This is a genomic window from Nonomuraea sp. NPDC049684 (assembly GCF_044465345.1).
Taxonomy (GTDB): domain Bacteria; phylum Actinomycetota; class Actinomycetes; order Streptosporangiales; family Streptosporangiaceae; genus Nonomuraea.
Window position 1 is genome coordinate 109,976 of the sequence record NZ_JBITLO010000001.1, and the last position, 16,353, is coordinate 126,328.

The 16,353-nt window shown below is 73.0% G+C and carries 16 protein-coding genes; 9 read left to right on the plus strand and 7 right to left on the minus strand.

Annotated elements, in window-relative coordinates; genetic code table 11:
• The first annotated feature begins 131 nt into the window (after positions 1 to 131).
• Complete coding sequence (locus ACIBST_RS00525) at positions 132 to 1,490, plus strand: S8 family serine peptidase (protein WP_397167829.1); 1,359 nt, start codon at positions 132 to 134, stop codon at positions 1,488 to 1,490.
• Between the two features lie 46 nt (positions 1,491 to 1,536).
• Here ACIBST_RS00525 and ACIBST_RS00530 read toward each other — a convergent pair whose 3' ends face one another.
• Both ACIBST_RS00530 and ACIBST_RS00535 read right to left on the minus strand, forming a co-directional pair.
• Positions 1,537 to 2,262 carry an ABC transporter permease gene (locus ACIBST_RS00530; RefSeq protein ID WP_397167831.1) on the minus strand — a complete coding sequence of 242 codons (726 nt, stop codon included), beginning with the start codon at positions 2,260 to 2,262 and terminating at the stop codon, positions 1,537 to 1,539.
• A complete protein-coding gene (locus tag ACIBST_RS00535; protein WP_397167832.1) occupies positions 2,262 to 2,999 on the minus strand; it encodes an ABC transporter ATP-binding protein in 738 nt (245 codons plus the stop codon). The genes ACIBST_RS00530 and ACIBST_RS00535 overlap by 1 nt, the downstream gene beginning before the upstream one ends.
• Positions 3,000 to 3,065: 66 nt before the next feature.
• Between ACIBST_RS00535 and ACIBST_RS00540 the strand changes: the two genes are divergently transcribed.
• On the plus strand, positions 3,066 to 3,770 hold the full coding sequence (locus tag ACIBST_RS00540; RefSeq protein ID WP_397167833.1) for a TetR/AcrR family transcriptional regulator: 705 nt from the start codon (positions 3,066 to 3,068) through the stop codon (positions 3,768 to 3,770).
• Here ACIBST_RS00540 and ACIBST_RS00545 read toward each other — a convergent pair.
• Complete coding sequence (locus ACIBST_RS00545; RefSeq protein WP_352351593.1) at positions 3,699 to 4,007, minus strand: DUF4190 domain-containing protein; 309 nt, start codon at positions 4,005 to 4,007, stop codon at positions 3,699 to 3,701. The genes ACIBST_RS00540 and ACIBST_RS00545 overlap by 72 nt on opposite strands.
• Positions 4,008 to 4,125: 118 nt before the next feature.
• Here ACIBST_RS00545 and ACIBST_RS00550 point away from each other — a divergent pair, with 118 nt between their 5' ends.
• The gene (locus ACIBST_RS00550) at positions 4,126 to 4,917 is read left to right on the plus strand and encodes an ion transporter (protein ID WP_397167835.1); all 792 of its coding nucleotides are present in this window, start codon (positions 4,126 to 4,128) and stop codon (positions 4,915 to 4,917) included.
• Here the strand turns inward: ACIBST_RS00550 and ACIBST_RS00555 are convergent.
• Complete coding sequence (locus ACIBST_RS00555) at positions 4,891 to 6,132, minus strand: low temperature requirement protein A (RefSeq protein ID WP_397167837.1); 1,242 nt, start codon at positions 6,130 to 6,132, stop codon at positions 4,891 to 4,893. The two genes, ACIBST_RS00550 and ACIBST_RS00555, sit on opposite strands and share 27 nt — an antisense overlap.
• A gap of 2 nt (positions 6,133 to 6,134) precedes the next feature.
• On the minus strand, positions 6,135 to 6,749 hold the full coding sequence (gene rpsD, locus ACIBST_RS00560) for a 30S ribosomal protein S4 (protein ID WP_397169414.1): 615 nt from the start codon (positions 6,747 to 6,749) through the stop codon (positions 6,135 to 6,137).
• Positions 6,750 to 6,816: 67 nt separating this feature from the next.
• On the opposite strand from rpsD, the gene ACIBST_RS00565 reads away from it, so the two are divergent.
• Positions 6,817 to 7,518, plus strand: coding sequence for a DUF2470 domain-containing protein (locus tag ACIBST_RS00565; protein ID WP_397169416.1), 702 nt, complete (start codon positions 6,817 to 6,819; stop codon positions 7,516 to 7,518).
• A 79-nt stretch (positions 7,519 to 7,597) separates the two neighbouring features.
• A complete protein-coding gene (locus ACIBST_RS00570; protein ID WP_397167839.1) occupies positions 7,598 to 8,164 on the plus strand; it encodes a hypothetical protein in 567 nt (188 codons plus the stop codon).
• Positions 8,165 to 8,197: 33 nt separating this feature from the next.
• Here ACIBST_RS00570 and ACIBST_RS00575 read toward each other — a convergent pair whose 3' ends face one another.
• On the minus strand, positions 8,198 to 8,824 hold the full coding sequence (locus tag ACIBST_RS00575) for a TetR/AcrR family transcriptional regulator C-terminal domain-containing protein (RefSeq protein WP_397167841.1): 627 nt from the start codon (positions 8,822 to 8,824) through the stop codon (positions 8,198 to 8,200).
• Between the two features lie 52 nt (positions 8,825 to 8,876).
• Between ACIBST_RS00575 and ACIBST_RS00580 the strand changes: the two genes are divergently transcribed.
• A complete protein-coding gene (locus ACIBST_RS00580; RefSeq protein ID WP_397167842.1) occupies positions 8,877 to 10,451 on the plus strand; it encodes an ATP-binding cassette domain-containing protein in 1,575 nt (524 codons plus the stop codon).
• Here the strand turns inward: ACIBST_RS00580 and ACIBST_RS00585 are convergent.
• The gene (locus ACIBST_RS00585) at positions 10,448 to 11,659 is read right to left on the minus strand and encodes an ROK family protein (protein WP_397167844.1); all 1,212 of its coding nucleotides are present in this window, start codon (positions 11,657 to 11,659) and stop codon (positions 10,448 to 10,450) included. The two genes, ACIBST_RS00580 and ACIBST_RS00585, sit on opposite strands and share 4 nt — an antisense overlap.
• A gap of 215 nt (positions 11,660 to 11,874) precedes the next feature.
• On the opposite strand from ACIBST_RS00585, the gene zwf reads away from it, so the two are divergent.
• The 3 genes from zwf to glk all read left to right on the plus strand — a co-directional run bounded on the left by zwf (position 11,875) and on the right by glk (position 16,296).
• Positions 11,875 to 13,278 carry a glucose-6-phosphate dehydrogenase gene (gene zwf, locus ACIBST_RS00590; RefSeq protein WP_397169418.1) on the plus strand — a complete coding sequence of 468 codons (1,404 nt, stop codon included), beginning with the start codon at positions 11,875 to 11,877 and terminating at the stop codon, positions 13,276 to 13,278.
• Positions 13,275 to 15,218: a phosphogluconate dehydratase gene (edd, locus tag ACIBST_RS00595; RefSeq protein WP_397167846.1), complete on the plus strand. Its 1,944-nt coding sequence runs from the start codon at positions 13,275 to 13,277 to the stop codon at positions 15,216 to 15,218. Before zwf ends, edd begins: the two co-directional genes overlap by 4 nt.
• A gap of 112 nt (positions 15,219 to 15,330) precedes the next feature.
• The gene (gene glk, locus ACIBST_RS00600) at positions 15,331 to 16,296 is read left to right on the plus strand and encodes a glucokinase (protein WP_397167847.1); all 966 of its coding nucleotides are present in this window, start codon (positions 15,331 to 15,333) and stop codon (positions 16,294 to 16,296) included.
• The last annotated feature ends 57 nt before the right edge of the window (positions 16,297 to 16,353 follow it).

Sequence of the window (16,353 nt, forward strand, 5' to 3'; positions counted from 1 at the left end):
CAATTATGGTCCGCTTCGCCAGTTATGCGGTGTTTTCGCAGGTCACAACCGGCGTAAGGGGCTGGACGCGCCTTGACGGATGCAGGAATGTTGGGTCGTTCGTTTGCCCCCATTACGTTCGGTGGTGACTCATGCGGGTCCTGATCCAGCTCCGTCCCTCCCCCGATCTGGTCGCGGCCGTCGCCGATCCCGGCCAGACCGCCACCACGGCCGACGTCGCCGACGGCCTGCCCGGCGTCGAGCTCGACACGGGCTTCACACCGGTCGCCGTGCCGAGGCCGGTCCCCGCGGCCGGCGGCGATCCCCTCTCCCTCCACCAGCCCCTCGACTTCTCCCTGGCCGCCGAGGACGCCTCCGTGCTCGTCCGCGGCACGATCTCCGACGACGAGCTGACCTCGCGGGTCACGCTGCTGCCCACGCTGCGTCCCGACGTCGTCGGCGTGTTCGCCGACCCGGTGATCGAGTCCAGCCTGACCTGCGGCGGCGATCCGCCGGTGGGCGACTGGCACGACGTCGAGCGCCTGCTGAACGTGGCCGGGCTGCACGCCGAGGGGCTCGACGGCGCCGGGGTGGCGCTGGCCGTCCTGGACACCGGCATCAACGCCGCGCACGTGGCCCGCCACCTCGGCCGCGGCGTCACGCTGGACGCCGAGCGGAGCTGGAGCCCCTCCGGCGTCAACGGGCGGCCCGGCCAGTTCGAGGTCGACCACGGCACGATGTGCGCCTTCGACGCGCTCATCGCCGCGCCGCAGGCGTCCCTGATCGACGTGCCGCTGCTGCGGTCGGCCCGGCCGGGCGGCTCGGCGCTCGACGGCCTGCTGTCGGACGCGGTGGCCGCCTTCACGCACCTGCGCACGGTGCTGGAGGCCCAGCCCGCGGCGTCCAGGTCGCTGGTGGTGAGCAACTCGTGGGGGTCGTTCTCCCCCGAGTGGGACTTCCCCGTCGGGCATCCGGGCAACTACTCCGACAACGCCGCCCACCCGTTCAACCTGGTCGTGGCCAGTCTCGACCGGGCGGGCGCGGACGTGCTGTTCGCGGCGGGCAACTGCGGCAGGCAGTGTCCCGACGGCCGGTGCGCCTTCCCCAACCGGCCCATCGGGGGCGCCAACTCCCATCCCAAGGCGCTGTCGATCGGCGGGGTCGACGTCAACGGCGAGCGGGTGGGCTACTCCTCGCAGGGGCCGGGGCGGCTGACCGCGCGCAAGCCCGACGTGTGCGCGTACACGCACTTCTCGGGGTCGCGGGCGTTCGGCGACGGCGAGCCGGACACGGGCACCTCGGCGGCGACGCCGGTGGCCGCCGGGCTGGTGGCCGCGGTGCGCACCCGGTGGCCGGCCGCCAAGCTGTCGCCGGCGCAGCTGCGGGCGCTGCTGCGGCGCACCGCCGAGGACCGCAGCGAGGTGGGCTTCGACTACGACTACGGCTACGGGACGGTCGATCCGGCGGGCATCCTGGCCGCGCTGCACCGGCGGGCCAAGGCCGCGGCCTGAGGACGGACCCGAGTACGGGCGGGCGGGCCGTCCCGGAGCGGCCCGCTCACGCGTTCTCCCGGTTGAACACGCGGGCCCCGACGGTCAGGCCGACCACGGCGAGCCCGGCCGTGACGGCCACGCCCAGCCCGACCGTGCCCGTGGCGTAGTGGCCGGCGAACAGGTCGCGCAGCGCCTCCAGGACGTACCTGAAGGGGCTGAGGTGCGACAGCGCGTCCAGCCAGCCGGGCGCCATCGACATCGGCAGGAACGCGCCCGACAGCAGCACCAGCGGGATGACCGCCGTCGACATCACCGGCGCGAAGAGCTGCTCGCTGATGGTCAGCGCGACGGCGTACGACAGGGCGGCCAGGCTCGCCCCCAGCACCACGACCAGCAGGAACCCGGCCGCGAGCCCGGCGAGCGGCACCCGCATCCCGAAGGCGAACCCGACGGCCAGCACCATCGTCGTCTGGACGGCCATCGTCACGACGTTGTCGAGCACCCGCCCGAGCAGCAGGGCCAGGCGGCTGGCCGGGGTGACGCGCAGCCGCTCCAGCACGCCGAAGCGCTTGTCGAAGACCACCCCGAACCCGGCCAGCCCCATGCTCATCAGGCCGAGCTGCACGATCAGCCCCGGCACCAGCACCTCCCAGGTGCCGAACGTGGCGAAGATCGGCCCGAACAGCACCAGGAACAGCAGCGGCTGGACGGCGCCGAAGACGATGCCGAGCTTCTGGCGCAGGGTGGCGCGCAGGCAGTGGCGGAACAGCACCCAGGTGTCGCGCAGCATCAGACCCCCGCCTCCTCGCGCAGCGACCGGCCGGTGATGTCGAGGAACGCCTCGTCGAGCGTGCGGCCCGCCTTGAGCTCGGCCGGGGTGCCCGCGGCGGCGATCCGGCCGTCGTCGATGATCAGCAGCCGGTCGCAGAGCGCGTCGGCCTCGTCCAGGTAGTGGGTGGTCAGGAAGATCGTCACGCCGTGCTCCTCGCGCAGGGAGCGGACGTGCTCCCACAGGTTGGCGCGGCTCTGGGGGTCCAGGCCGGTGGTCGGCTCGTCCAGGAAGAGCAGACGGGGGTCGTGCAGCAGGGCGAAGGCGATGTCGAAGCGGCGCCGCTGGCCGCCCGACAGCGCGCCGCCCACGCGCTCCTCCAGTCCGGCCAGGCCGAGCCGGGCCAGCACCTCGCGGTACCGGGACCTGGCCTCGGCCTGGCGCATGCCGTACAGCATGCCCTGGAGCTCCAGTTGCTCGGCGAGCGGGGCCATGACGTTGACGCCGCCGCCCTGCGAGACGTAGCCGATGCGGCGGCGCACCTCGCGCGGATCGCCCAGCAGATCGTGGCCCGCCACGGTGGCGGTGCCCGAGGTGGGCCGGAGCAGGGTCGTCAGCATGCGCATGGTCGTGGTCTTGCCGGCGCCGTTGGGCCCGAGGAAGCCGACGATCTCGCCCGCCTCCACCGAGATGTCGACGCCTTTGACGGCCTCCACGCCGCTCTCGAAGGTCTTGGTCAGACCTGTGGTTCTCAACATGTGATCGCCTCCAAAATTAGAGTAGCCACAATTTTGGAGTCGCTGCAAGTTGGGTATCATGGCGGCATGGAAGAGGGGCTGCGGGAGCGCAAGAAGCGGGAGACCAGGCAGCGCATCGCGGACGTGGCGATGGGCCTGTTCATGACGCGCGGGTTCGACCCCGTGACGGTGGCCGAGATCGCCCGCGCCGCGGACGTGTCCGTCAACACGGTGTTCAACTACTTCCCGACCAAGGAAGACCTGTTCGCCGACCGGCAGGAGCTGGTGACCGACCTGCCGCAGCAGGTGGTGCGCGGGCGGCGGCCCGGCGAGAGCGTGGCGCGGGCCTTCCGGCGCGACTTCCTGGAGGCCCTCGACTCACGCCACTGGCGCTACGGCCTCAACGAGGGCGCCGACGTGTTCACCCGCATCGTCAACAGCAGCCCGTCGCTGGTGGCCAAGCTACGCGAGCTGCACGTCGCGCGGGAGCAGGCGCTGGCCCGCGCCCTGGCCGACGAGCTCGACGCCGACGCCGACGACCTGACCCCGCAGGTGGTGGCCACGCAGATCCTCGGCACGACCAGGATCCTCGCCACGCACGCGGCGACCCGGACGCTGGCCGGCGAGAGCTGGGAGACGATAGCGCCCGACCTGCGGGCCCAGGCCACGGCGGCCTTCGACCTGCTGGAGTCGGGCATCGGAGACTACTGCGTGCGGCCCTCAGTTGGAGAAGACGGCCGACAGGATGCCGGCCCCGAGCCCGAGGACCATGAACACGGCCCCGAGGATTAGCAGGATCGTGGCGATCATGCCGCAGATGCGGCCGGCCTGCACCGCGCCGCGGTTGTCGTAGGCGTAGCCGCTGCCGTCGATCTCCTTGAGCGCCTTGTTGCCCATCGACCAGGCGAACGGGCCGAGGATGCCGCACACCACCAGGCTGAGGATGCCGAGCACGAGGATCGTGGTGCCGTTGGGGTGGCTCTGGGGCGGCGGCCCGTAATAGGACGGACCGTAGTTCGGATACGACATGCCCCTTGCGCCCCCTTGCCCCTGTGACTGTCAGGTGCGATTTATACCACAGGCACCTCCTTGATCATGTTGCTGCATCATGGAACGGCACATGACCGATCTTTAGGAGCTTGCCCCCGTGCGTGAACGCGTCCGCGCCTTCCTCGCCGACCGGCGTTTCCAGCGCTTCGTCGTCGGCGTCATCCTGGTCAACGCGGCCACCCTCGGCCTGGAGACCGTTCCCGCCGTCGTCGGGGAGTTCGGCCACCTGCTGGTCGTGATCGACCACGCCGCCCTCTACATCTTCGTGGCCGAGCTGCTGGCCAAGGTCTACGTCGAGCGTTCGGCGTTCGTGCGCGACCCGTGGAACCTGTTCGACGCCCTGATCGTCGGCATCGCCCTGGTGCCGGCGACCGGCGGGCTGTCGGTGCTGCGCTCGCTGCGCATCCTGCGGGCCCTGCGGCTGCTGTCGGTGGTGCCGAGCCTGCGCCGGGTGGTCTCGGCGTTGCTGCGCGCCCTGCCCGGGATGAGCTCGATCGTGCTGCTGCTCTCCCTGGTGCTGTACGTCGCCGCGGTCATGGCCACCAAGCTGTACGGCGGCGACTCCCCCGAGCGCTTCGGCAGCCTGCCGACCTCGCTGTTCACCCTCTACCAGACGATGACCGGGGACGACTGGGGCAACATCGCCCGCGAGGTGATGGGCGCCCACCCCACGGCCTGGATCTTCTTCACCATCTTCATCCTGGTCTGCACGTTCGTCGTGCTGAACCTGTTCATGGCGGTCGTGGTCAGCGCCATGGACGAGGAGTCGGCCGAGGAGCGCGCCGCGCTGGAGCAGGACAACAGCCTGCACACCCAGCGCATCCTGGAGGAGCTGGCCGCCCTGCGCCGCGAGGTCGCCGAGCTACGCCGGCAGGACGTCGCCGGCTGAGGCCGTCTGGCCGGCAGGCTCGGAACCCGTCCGGCCGGACCGGTAGACCAGCCGCCACAGCGCCACCGCCAGCAGCAGCGTGACCGAGACGTACCCGGGGACGAGCCCCGACAGCGCGGCGACCCCCAGCGGCGCGAGGGCGGTGGGCACCGCCCACCCCCAGATCCAGCGCCACCCGGCGCGCAGGGCCACGCCGAGCACGGCCGAGGCGGCGAAGTACAGGGCCAGCCCGCCGCCCAGCACCCAGCCGGCGCCGTGGTGCAGCGACTGCGCGGGCTGGGCGGCGACGACGCCGAGCCCGGCCGCCGTGGCCGTCACCCCGGCGGTCATGGCGAAGTGCGCGGGCAGCGCGACGTACGGCGGCAGGCCGCGCTCGGCGGCTCCCGGCACGGTGGTCAGGCCGTACTGGAAGGTCAGCCACCACAGGGCGACGATCAGCCCGAAGCCGGCCGCGGCGGCGACGGCGAGCTCCGGCCCCCACGAGTGGCCCGAGGCCGAGACGACGACCTGCATGACCGCCTCGCCCAGCACGATGATCACGAACAGGCCGAGCCGCTCCCCCAGGTGGGCCGGGTCGAGCACGGCGACGGCGGGCCGGGGCAGCACCCGGGCCGGGCGGCCGGCCCTGGCCCGGCGCTCCTCGCGCTCGGCCAGCCGGTGCGCCTGGCCGCGCATCTCCGCCAGGAACCGTTCGGGCCGGCGGCTGTTGACGACGGAGAAGACCACGTCGAGCAGGATGCCGAGGGCCCACAGGCCGTAGCGCGTCGAGCCGTCGGCCCAGATGGAGGCGACCCAGGGGAACAGCCCGGCGCCGAGCTGGGCCGCCGGCCAGGCCGTCATGATCGTGCCGGCGTGCTGGATCGACCGGGAGGCGCTGATCCGGCAGACGATGTACGCCGCGATGAACCACCCGTCGTGCGTCCCGGCCGCCTTGTCGATCTCGTGGGCCACGTCGGGCGCGGCGGCGGCCATCACCGCGATGCCGAACATGCCGACCAGCATGCTGGGCACCCGCGTCCTGCCGGCCCGGACGTTGGAGTAGAGCGTCAAGGACGTCCAGACGCTCCACACCGCGTAGTAGAGCACCCCGAACAGGACGACGTTCGTCCAGGTCGGGTGCTGGAGCCGATGGGCGAGCTGGGCGACCGCCACGACGACGACCAGGTCGAAGAACAGCTCCAGCCAGCTCGCGTGGCGCTCTCCCGCTTCAGTCACGGCTAACGAGAATAGAACTCCACCACGAGCTGCTCGTCCACGGGGACCGCGATCTGCTCGCGCTCGGGGCGCCGCACCAGGGTGGCGCGCAGCTCGGCGTGGTCGACCGACAGGTAGGGCGCGGTGCGCTCGTCGGCGTGCACGCCCTCGGCGGCGGCCACGAAGGGCTGCATCCGGCGCGAGCGCTCCCGCACGGTGATGACCTGGCCGGGCTTGACCAGGTAGCTGGGGATGTCCACCTTGCGGCCGTCCACGGCGATGTGGCCGTGGCTGACGTACTGGCGGGCGGCGTAGATCGACGGGGCCAGGCCGGCCCGCAGCACCAGGGAGGCCAGCCGGGTCTCCAGGATGGTGACCAGCTCGGCGCCCGAGGCGCCCGGCTTGCGCACCGCCAGGTCCCAGTAGCGGCGCAGCTGCCGCTCGGACACGTCGTAGTACCAGCGCAGCTTCTGCTTCTCCATCAGCCGCAGCCCGTAGTCGCCGGTGGTGCGGCGGTTGGTCTTGCGGCCGTGCTCGCCCGGCGGGTAGGGGCGCTGCTCGAAGTAGCGGACGGCTTTCCTGGTCAGCGGGACGCCCGCGCGACGCGACAGTCGCACCTTCGGGCCGGTGTAGCGCACGTTCACCTCAATGTGGTTAGGTAATCCTTACTTAGGTAAGGCTAACCTATCAGTGGATGTGATCTCAATGCTGCCCCTCGCCGAGCGGATCCGTACTCTCGCCTCGACCTCGACGCCGGCCAAGCTCACGGTGGACGGCGCCGACTCCCCCGCCCGGGGCGGCGTGGACGAGAGCGGCCGCCCGGTGCTGCTGGTCCGGCCCGGCGAACCGCTGCACGGGTTGCGCGAGGACGCCGTGGTCGCGGTGAACCTGACGGCCATGCGGCAGCTCGGCGCGGTGACGCACCCGCGGGCGATGATCGAGGTGCACGGGTGGGCGGAGGCCGTGCCGCGGTCGCAGGCCCGCTCCGCGGCGGTGGCGGTGGCCGCGCACAGCGCCGACGAGGGCCTGTTCGACGCCCTGGAGCGGTACGGCCGTCCCGACGCCCCTCGCCTGCTGCGCCTGGACGTGGCCCAGGTCGTCTACCTGACCGGCCAGGAGTCCGGCCTGCTGGACGCCGACGACTACCTCGGCGCGGCCCCCGACCCGCTCACCGAGACGGCCGAACGGATGATCGCGCACGTCAACGACTCCCACCGGCCGCAGCTCACCGCGGGCGTGGCCAGGCAGCTCGGCGAGGAGCCCGGCGAGGTGTGGCTGTGGGAGCTCGACCGGTACGGCGCCACCGTACGCGTGGACGAGTCCCTGGTGCGCTTCCCGTGGCCGGTCCCCGCCCGGTCCGGGCTGTGCCTGGAGACCGCGCTGCACGGGCTGCTGTGCGGCTGTTGATCACGATTGACGCTGAATTTCCCGGCTGGACGTCCGCCACGGACCGACCCATGCCCGCACGTCACTACCATCGGGGTACGTGAGCGGAACCCATCGATCGACGACGCGGACCGCCTCCTCCTCGGCGGAGGGGGGCGCGCGGCGCGGGCGGGCGCTGATGGCCGCCGGGGTGCTGCTCGGCACGCTCATGCTGGCCGGGGCGGGGGCGCTGATGGGCGACGCGTTCAGCTCGCCCGGCCTCGACCCGGTGCACTGGCCGCACGGTCCCGGCCCCACCTCCGGCGAGCCGGGGCCCGTCGCGGTGGGCTCCGAGAGGGCCACGGCCACCCCCACCCCCACGCCCACCGCCACCCCCACGGTCCGTCCCACCAGGGTCCGCACGGGGCCCGCCGTGACCCGTTCCACGCCTGAGAGCGGGCGGGGGACGCGCGAACCGCGCTCGACCGCGTCCGGCGCCGTCGCCGCCTCCCCCGGGCGGACGCCCTCGCCGTCCCCGTCGCACTCGCACAGCTCTCGGCCCGGCCTCACGCCGACGCCGACGCGGACGCCGTCCTGGAGCGCCGATCCGGCGACGACCCCGCCGGCGCACCCGCACGGCACCCCGCCGGGCCGCGACCCGTCCAGGACCCACAACCCCAGGAGATGACCGCCCGCCCCGTCGCCTGGGCGCGAGGGCTGTTCAGGCGGCGTCGTGCGTCATGCCGCGCAGCAGGTAGCCCAGGCCCGTGGCGAAGGTGGCGTCCCAGTCGTGGCCGAGGCCGTGCTCGGCCAGCGCCGGGTAGCTGGCGGCCCGTTCGCGCAGGAACGCGTCGGTGTCGAGCCGGTCGCGGCGCTGCCAGGTGACCTGCATGATGACCGAGCCCATGACGTAGTTGGACAGGCTGTAGGCGGCCTGCGGGCCGTCCAGGCCGGCCCCGGACAGGGTGCGGTAGAGGAACTCCGTGCGCTCCAGGGCGTTGGGGCCCATGAGCGGGCGGTCGAGGATGGTGGCCGACCAGGGGTGGCGCAGCAGGGCGGCGCGCCAGCCGGCCATCAGGTCGCGCGCGGCGGCGCGCCAGTCGTCGTGCCCGCCGGGGAGCGGCACCTCGCCGAAGACCGCGTCGAGCGCCAGGTCCAGGACGTCCTCCTTGGTCCGGACGTGCCAGTAGAGGGTGGTCGAGCCCGTGTCGAGGCGTTCGGCCAGGCGGCGCATGGTCAGCCCGGCCACGCCCTCCTCGTCGAGCAGCGCGACGGCCTCGGTGACGATCCGGTCGAGCGTCAGCCTCGGCTTGGCGTCCTTGCGGGGGCGAACCCAAACGTTGTCCACCCGATCGATAATACGTTGTACGCGTACCGGATCGATGGTCTAGTAATGGAACATGGGTCATATCGAGGTGAGCGGCCTGACGTACCTGCTGCCGGACGGGCGTCCGCTGCTGCTGGAGGCGTCGTTCAAGGTGGGCGACGGCGCCAAGGCGGCGCTGGTCGGCCCCAACGGCGCGGGCAAGACGACGCTGCTCCGGCTGATCGCGGGCGACCTGCGGCCCGACGACGGGCGCGTCACCACCGGCGGCGGCGTCGGCGTGATGCGGCAGTTCCTCGGCACCGGCAGCGTGCGCGACCTGCTGCTGGGCGTCGCGCCCGCGCGGGTGCGGGCGGCCGCGGCCGAGCTGGACCGCGCCGAGGCGGCCATCGGGCTGCGCGACGACGAGCCCCGGCAGCTCGCCTACGCCCAGGCCGTCGCCGACTACGCCGACGCGGGCGGCTACGAGCTGGAGGTGGTGTGGGACGCGTGCGCGACCGAGGCGCTCGGCCTGCCCTACCGGGAGATCGCCGGACGGGGGCTGGCCACGCTGTCCGGCGGCGAGCAGAAGCGGCTGATGCTGGCGGCGCTGCTGCGCGGCCCCGACGAGATCCTGCTGCTCGACGAGCCGGACAACTACCTCGACGTGCCGGCCAAGCAGTGGCTGGAGCGGGCGGTCAGGAGCTCGGCCAAGACCGTGCTGCTGGTCTCGCACGACCGGCGGCTGCTGGCCGAGACGGCCGACCGCGTCGTCACCGTCGAGGGCCGCGAGGTGTGGGTGCACGGCGGCGGCTTCGCCGGTTACGCCGAGGCCCGCAGGCGGCGCGGCGAGCGCCTGGAGGAGCGGCGGCGGCGCTGGGAGGACGAGCGGGCCCGGCTGCGCCGGCTGGTGCACGTGCTGCGCCAGCGGTCGGCCAACAACGACGCGCTGGCGGGGGCCTACCGGTCGGCGGTGTCCCGGCTGGAGCGCTTCGAGCGGGCGGGGCCGCCGAGCCGGCCGCCGAAGGAGCAGAACGTACGGATGCGGCTGCGCGGCGGGCGCACCGGGAAACGGGCCGTGACCTGCGAGGATCTGGGGCTGACCGGGCTGGTGCGGCCCTTCTCGGCCGAGGTGGCCTACGGCGAGCGGGTCGGGGTGCTCGGCCTGAACGGCACCGGCAAGAGCCACTTCCTGCGCCTGCTGGCCGGCGAGCCCGTCGCGCACACCGGCGTGGCCCGGCTGGGCGCGCGCGTCGTCCCCGGCCACTTCGCGCAGACCCACCTGCGGCCCGACCTGCACGGACGGCCCGTCGCCGAGCTGGTGACCGAGACGTTCGCGCTGACCAGGAACGACGCCATGGCCGCGCTGGCCCGCTACGAGCTGGCGCCGGCCGGCGGGCAGCGGTTCGAGACGCTGTCCGGCGGCCAGCAGGCCCGGCTGCAGATCCTGCTGCTGGAGCTGTCCGGGGCGACGCTGCTGCTGCTCGACGAGCCGACCGACAACCTCGACCTGGCCAGCGCGCAGGCGTTGCAGGAGGGCCTGGACGGCTTCGCGGGAACGGTGCTGGCGGTCACCCACGACCGCTGGTTCGCCGACGACCTCGACCGCCACCTGATCTTCGGCGCGGACGGCGTGGTGCGGGAGAGCCCCGAACCGCGCTGGGACCTCTAGCCGGCGCCGGCCAGGCCGCGCTCACGGCGCAGCGTCGAGACCGTCATCGTCTCGTCGACCGCCTCGGGCGAGAGCACGTGGTCGAGCACCATCACCGCGCAGCCGCTGATGCCCGCGCCCGCGCCGAGCCGGCTCGGCTCGATGCGCAGCCGCCGGGTGGCCAGCGCGGTGGAGCGGCGGTAGACGACCTCGCGGATGCTCGACACCAGCGGGCCGAACGCCTCGGCCATGTCGCCGCCGAGCACCACGACCGAGGGGTTGAGGATGTTGACCGCCCCGGCCAGCACCTCGCCGATGCGGCGGCCGGCCGTGCGCACGATGGCCATCGTCTCGGCGTCGCCCGCGCGCACCAGCGCGGTCACGTCGGCGATGGTGCGCACGTCTTTGCCCGCCTCGCGCAGGTCGCGCAGCAGCGCGGTGCCGCTGGCGACGGAGTCGACGCAGTCGGTGTTGCCGCAGCGGCACAGCACGCCGCCGCCGTCGAGCACGGGGATGTGACCGATCTCGCCGGCCGCGCCGAGCGCGCCGCGCAGGATCTCGCCGCCGGCGATCACGCCCGCGCCGATGCGGGTGGAGACCTTCACGAACATCAGGTCGCCGAGGTCGGGGTAGGCGCCGCGGTGCTCGCCGATGGCCAGCACGTTGACGTCGTTGTCGACGAGCACCGGCACGGGGAAGCGCTCGCGGATGATCGGCGGGATGACCACGCCGGTCCACGAGGCCATCACCCGGGCGCTCTCGGTACGGCCCTGCGCGAACTCGACGGTGGCCGGCACGCCCATGCCGACGCCCCTGACGCAGGAGCGGGGGCGGTCGCCGAGCAGCTCGTCCCAGGTGTCCATGAGCAGCGGGAGCACGACGTCGGGGCCCTGCTCGACGTCGATGAAGAAGTCGCGGCCGGCCAGCTCGCGCCCGGCCAGGTCGCAGACCGCGACCCGGGTGCGGCTCGCGCCCAGCGCGGCGACCAGGACGACGCCGCCCCCGGCGTTGAACTCCAGCCGGACCGGCGGCCGCCCGCCGGTCGAGGGGGCGTCGGTGCGCTCGACGACCAGGCCGCGGTCGAGCAGCTCGCCGACGCGCAGTTGCACCGCCGGGCGCGACAGACCGGTCACCCGGCCGAGGTCGGCGCGCGTGACGGCCTCACCCGTGCGGATGAGGCGGAGCACCTCGCCACTCGTGGCGAGGGTCGCGGCGGTACGTCGAGGCATCGGCTAAGTGAATCACATGGGCTTCGGTAATGAAAAGTGAAGACTTTTTCATCTCAGATGCCAAAACCCTGCTTGTGCACGACCCAAACTCTCGTTAGTGTCCGTTCTGTCCTTCCTTGGTAGACCAACGGAGCTTCGCCTTGTCCCCCCTCTCGACCGCCAGCCCCGCCCATACGGCCGATCTCGTCGTCTTCGGCGGCACCGGCGACCTGTCCATGCGCAAGCTGATCCCGGCGCTCTACCACAGCGACAGGGACGGCCGGCTGTCCCCCGAGACCCGCGTCATCGCCATGTCCCGGGGCGGGCTGACCGACGCCGACTTCCGCGGCAAGGTGGACGCCGAGGTGCGCGACCAGGTCCCCGTGGACGACCCCGCCGTCTGGCAGCGCTTCCTGGGCCGCCTGCACCACGTCTCGGTGGACGTCGGCGGCGAGGACAAGTCGGGCTGGGGCGCGCTGACCAGGCTGCTGGCCGGTCACGAGCAGCGCGACCGGGTGTTCTACCTGGCCAGCCCGCCGATGACGTTCGGCCCCTTCTGCCGCGAGCTGGAGGCGGCCGGCCTGGTCACCCCGCTCTCGCGGGTGGTGCTGGAGAAGCCGCTCGGCCGCGACCTGCCCAGCGCCCAGCGGATCAACGACGAGGTCGGCGCCATCTTCGACGAGCGCCAGATCTTCCGCATCGACCACTACCTGGGCAAGGAGACGGTGCAGAACCTGCTGGTGCTGCGCTTCGCCAACGCCTTCCTGGAGCCGATCTGGAACTCGTTGTGGATCGACCACGTCCAGATCACCGCCGCCGAGACCGTCGGCACGCCGGGACGGCGCGGCTACTACGACCACGCGGGCGCGCTGCGCGACATGGTGCAGAACCACCTGCTCCAGCTCCTCACGCTGACCGCGATGGAACCGCCGTCGCGCAACGACCGCGAGTCCATCCGGGACGAGAAGGTCAAGGTGCTGCAGTCGCTGCGGCCGATCGTGGGGACCGAGGTGGACCGGTTCACCGTGCGCGGCCAGTACACCGAGGCCGGCGGCATGCCGTCCTACCTGGACGAGCCCGCCTCCACGCCGACGACCGAGGCCTCGCGGCGGGTGGAGACGTTCACCGCGATCCGGGCCGAGATCAAGAACTGGCGCTGGGCGGGGGTGCCGTTCTACCTGCGGACCGGCAAGCGCATGCCGTACCGGCGGTCGGAGATCGTGGTGCAGTTCAAGGACGTGCCGCACTCCATCTTCCCCGGCGGCACCCCGAACCGCCTGGTGCTGCGGCTCCAGCCCGAGGAGGGCATCGAGCTGCACATCATGGCCAAGGAGCCGGGCGCGGGCGAGGTGACGCTGAAGCCGGTGCCGCTGTCGCTCAGCTTCGGCAAGACGTTCACCGCGCGGGTGCCGGAGGCCTACGAGCGGCTGCTGACCGACGTCCTGGCGGGCAACCCGACGCTGTTCATGCGGCGTGACGAGGTGGAGGCGGCCTGGCGCTGGATCGATCCGATCCTGGCGGCCTGGGAGTCCTCCGCCGACCTGCCCGAGCCCTACCCCGCGGGGACCACCGGCCCCGCCGGGGCCCACGAACTGCTCGGCCGCAGCGGTCGCGCCTGGCACGAGGAGGAAGACCTGTGAATTCCGTCATCCAGGAGATCACCGATCGGATCGCCGAGCGCAGCGCGGCCAGCCGTACCGCCTACCTGGCGCGCATCCGGCGCGACGGCGAGGCGGCGCGGGCCAATGGCCCGGCGCGCGCCCACCTGGGCTGCGCGAACCTGGCGCACGGCTTCGCCGCCGCCTCCGAGGAGGACAAGCCGTCGTTGCGCGGCACGGCGAAGCCCGGCGTGGCGATCGTGACCAGCTACAACGACATGCTCTCGGCCCACCAGCCGTACGAGACCTACCCGCCCGAGCTGAAGGCTGCGGTGCGCAGGGCGGGCGGCGTGGCGCAGGTCGCCGGCGGCGTGCCCGCGATGTGCGACGGCATCACGCAGGGCCGCGCCGGCATGGAGCTGTCCCTCTACAGCCGCGACGTGATCGCCATGGCGGCCGCCATCGCGCTGTCGCACGACATGTTCGACGCCTCGCTGCTGCTGGGCGTCTGCGACAAGATCGTGCCGGGCCTGTTCATCGGGGCGCTGCACTTCGGGCACCTGCCGGCGATCTTCGTGCCGGCCGGGCCGATGACCTCCGGCCTGCCGAACAAGGTCAAGGCGCGCACCCGCCAGCTCTTCGCCGAGGGCAAGGTCGGCCGGGTGGAGCTGCTGGACGCCGAGGCCAAGTCCTACCACTCCCCCGGCACCTGCACCTTCTACGGCACCGCCAACTCCAACCAGGCGCTGATGGAGGTCATGGGCCTGCACCTGCCCGGCTCGACGTTCGTCAACCCGCACACCGAGCTGCGGCACGCCCTGACCGAGGCGGCCGGCCGCCGCGCGGTGGAGATCACCGCGCACGGCCCGGAGTACACGCCGATCGGCGAGCTGGTGGACGAGAAGTCGATCGTGAACGCCTGCGTGGCGCTGCTGGCCACCGGCGGCTCGACCAACCACACGCTGCACCTGGTCGCGATGGCCGCCGCCGCGGGCATCGTGCTGACCTGGGACGACCTGGCCTGCCTGTCGCGCGTCGTGCCGTCGCTGACCAAGATCTACCCCAACGGCCAGGCGGACGTGAACCACTTCCGCGACGCCGGCGGCATGCAGGTGCTCATCGGCGACCTGCTGGACGAGGGCCTGCTCCACGGCGACGTGCTGACCGTCGCCGGCCCCGGCCTCGACCGCTACCGCGAGGCGCCCTCGCTGGTGGACGGCGAGCTGGTCTGGGAGCCGGTCACCGGCGGCAGCAAGGACCTCGACGTGCTGCGCCCGGTCGCCGAGCCGTTCTCGTCCGACGGCGGGATCCACATGGTCGAGGGCAACCTCGGCCGGGCCGTCAGCAAGGTGTCGGCGGTCAAGCCCGAGCACCTGGTGATCGAGGCCCCGGCCAAGGTGTTCGACGACCAGCTCGACCTGCTGCGCGCCTTCGAGGCCGGCGAGCTGGACGGGCAGGACTTCGTGGCCGTCATCCGCTACCAGGGCCCCAGCGCCAACGGCATGCCCGAGCTGCACAAGCTCACGCCGCCGATGGCGGTGCTGCTCGACCGCGGGCAGCGGGTGGCGATCGTCACCGACGGCCGCATGTCGGGCGCGTCGGGCAAGGTGCCCGCGGCCATCCACCTGTCGCCCGAGGCCGCCGACGGCGGGCCGATCGCGATCGTCCGCGAGGGCGACGTCATCAGGCTCGACTCGGCCGCCGGGACGCTGGAGCTGCTGGTGCCCGCAGAGGAGCTGGCCCGGCGCACGCCCGAGGGCCGGCCGCTGAGCGACGCGGAGTGGGTCGGCACGGGACGCGAGCTGTTCGCCACGTTCCGCCGCATGGCCGGGCACGCCGAGCAGGGCGCCGGGATCTTCGGGGTGAGCGGCGCCGAGTCGCCGCACCACGGCCCCGGCCTGGGCTTCCCCGCCGAGGCAGGCGCCTCCCACCTGGAGAGCGGCGCGCCCGTGGGCGCGCGGGGCGCCGGGCTGGGCCGGTGAGCGTCCGTGCCGTCCTTCCGGTGACGACGGCGTCCGACCTCGGTCCCGCCGGGCGCGCCGGAGGTGTGAGACCCGCTGTGAGCGCCGAAGGTGTGAGCCTCGGAGGTGTGAGATGAGTGCCTTTGACCTTCCCTGGCTGGTCGCGGACATCGGGGGGACCAACGCCCGGTTCGGGCTGGTCACCTCGCCGCAGGCCCGGCCGTCGAGCGTCGCCGTGCTGGCCGGTGCCTCCTACCCCACGCTGCCCGACGCCGTCGACGCCTATCTCGCCGAGCACGCGGGCGGGGCGCGGCCGGGCGCGGCGTGCCTGGCACTGGCCGGGCCGATCGACGGCGACCGCTACCGGCTGACGAACTCGGCATGGGCCGGGTCCGTACGCGACCTGGGCATCCCGTACGCGGTGCTGCTCAACGACTTCGAGGCGCTGGCCGTGTCGCTGCCCCACCTGGAGGGCCCCGACCTGGTGTCCCTGGGCGGCCCCGAGCCCTCCCACGGCGTCAAGGCCGTGCTGGGCCCCGGGACCGGGCTCGGCGTCGGCGGGCTCGTGCCCACGGACCGGGGCTGGACGCCCGTCCCGGGCGAGGGCGGGCACGTCACGGTGCCGGTGATCGACCGGCGCGAGCTGGAGATCGTCCGGGTGCTGCAGGCCGAGGGGCTGCCGCACGTCGTGGCCGAGCACCTGCTGTCCGGCCCCGGCCTGGTACGCCTGCACCGGGCGCTGGCCAAGGTCAACGGCGTGACCGCGCCCGACCTGAACGCCTCCGACATCGTGGCCCGGCTCGACGACTCGCTGTGCGCGGAGACCGTCGAGGTGTTCTGCGAGATGCTGGGCAGCTTCGCCGGGAACGTGGCGCTCACCCTGGGCGCCAGGGGTGGGGTCTACCTGGGCGGCGGAGTGCTGCCCCGTATCGTGGAACGGGTGCGGACCAGCGGCTTCCGTGCCCGGTTCGTCGGCAACCCCGACATGCCCGGGTACCTGGAGGCGATCTCCACCACGCTGATCGTCGCGTCCCAGCCGGCGCTCACCGGCGCGGCCGCCTGGCTGCGCGGGCGGGCCACCACCGAACTCGTGGGCTGAGGCCCACCCTGATCACCACTAGACGGCCGTGACCCCGGCCGATGAGGAGAAGACTCT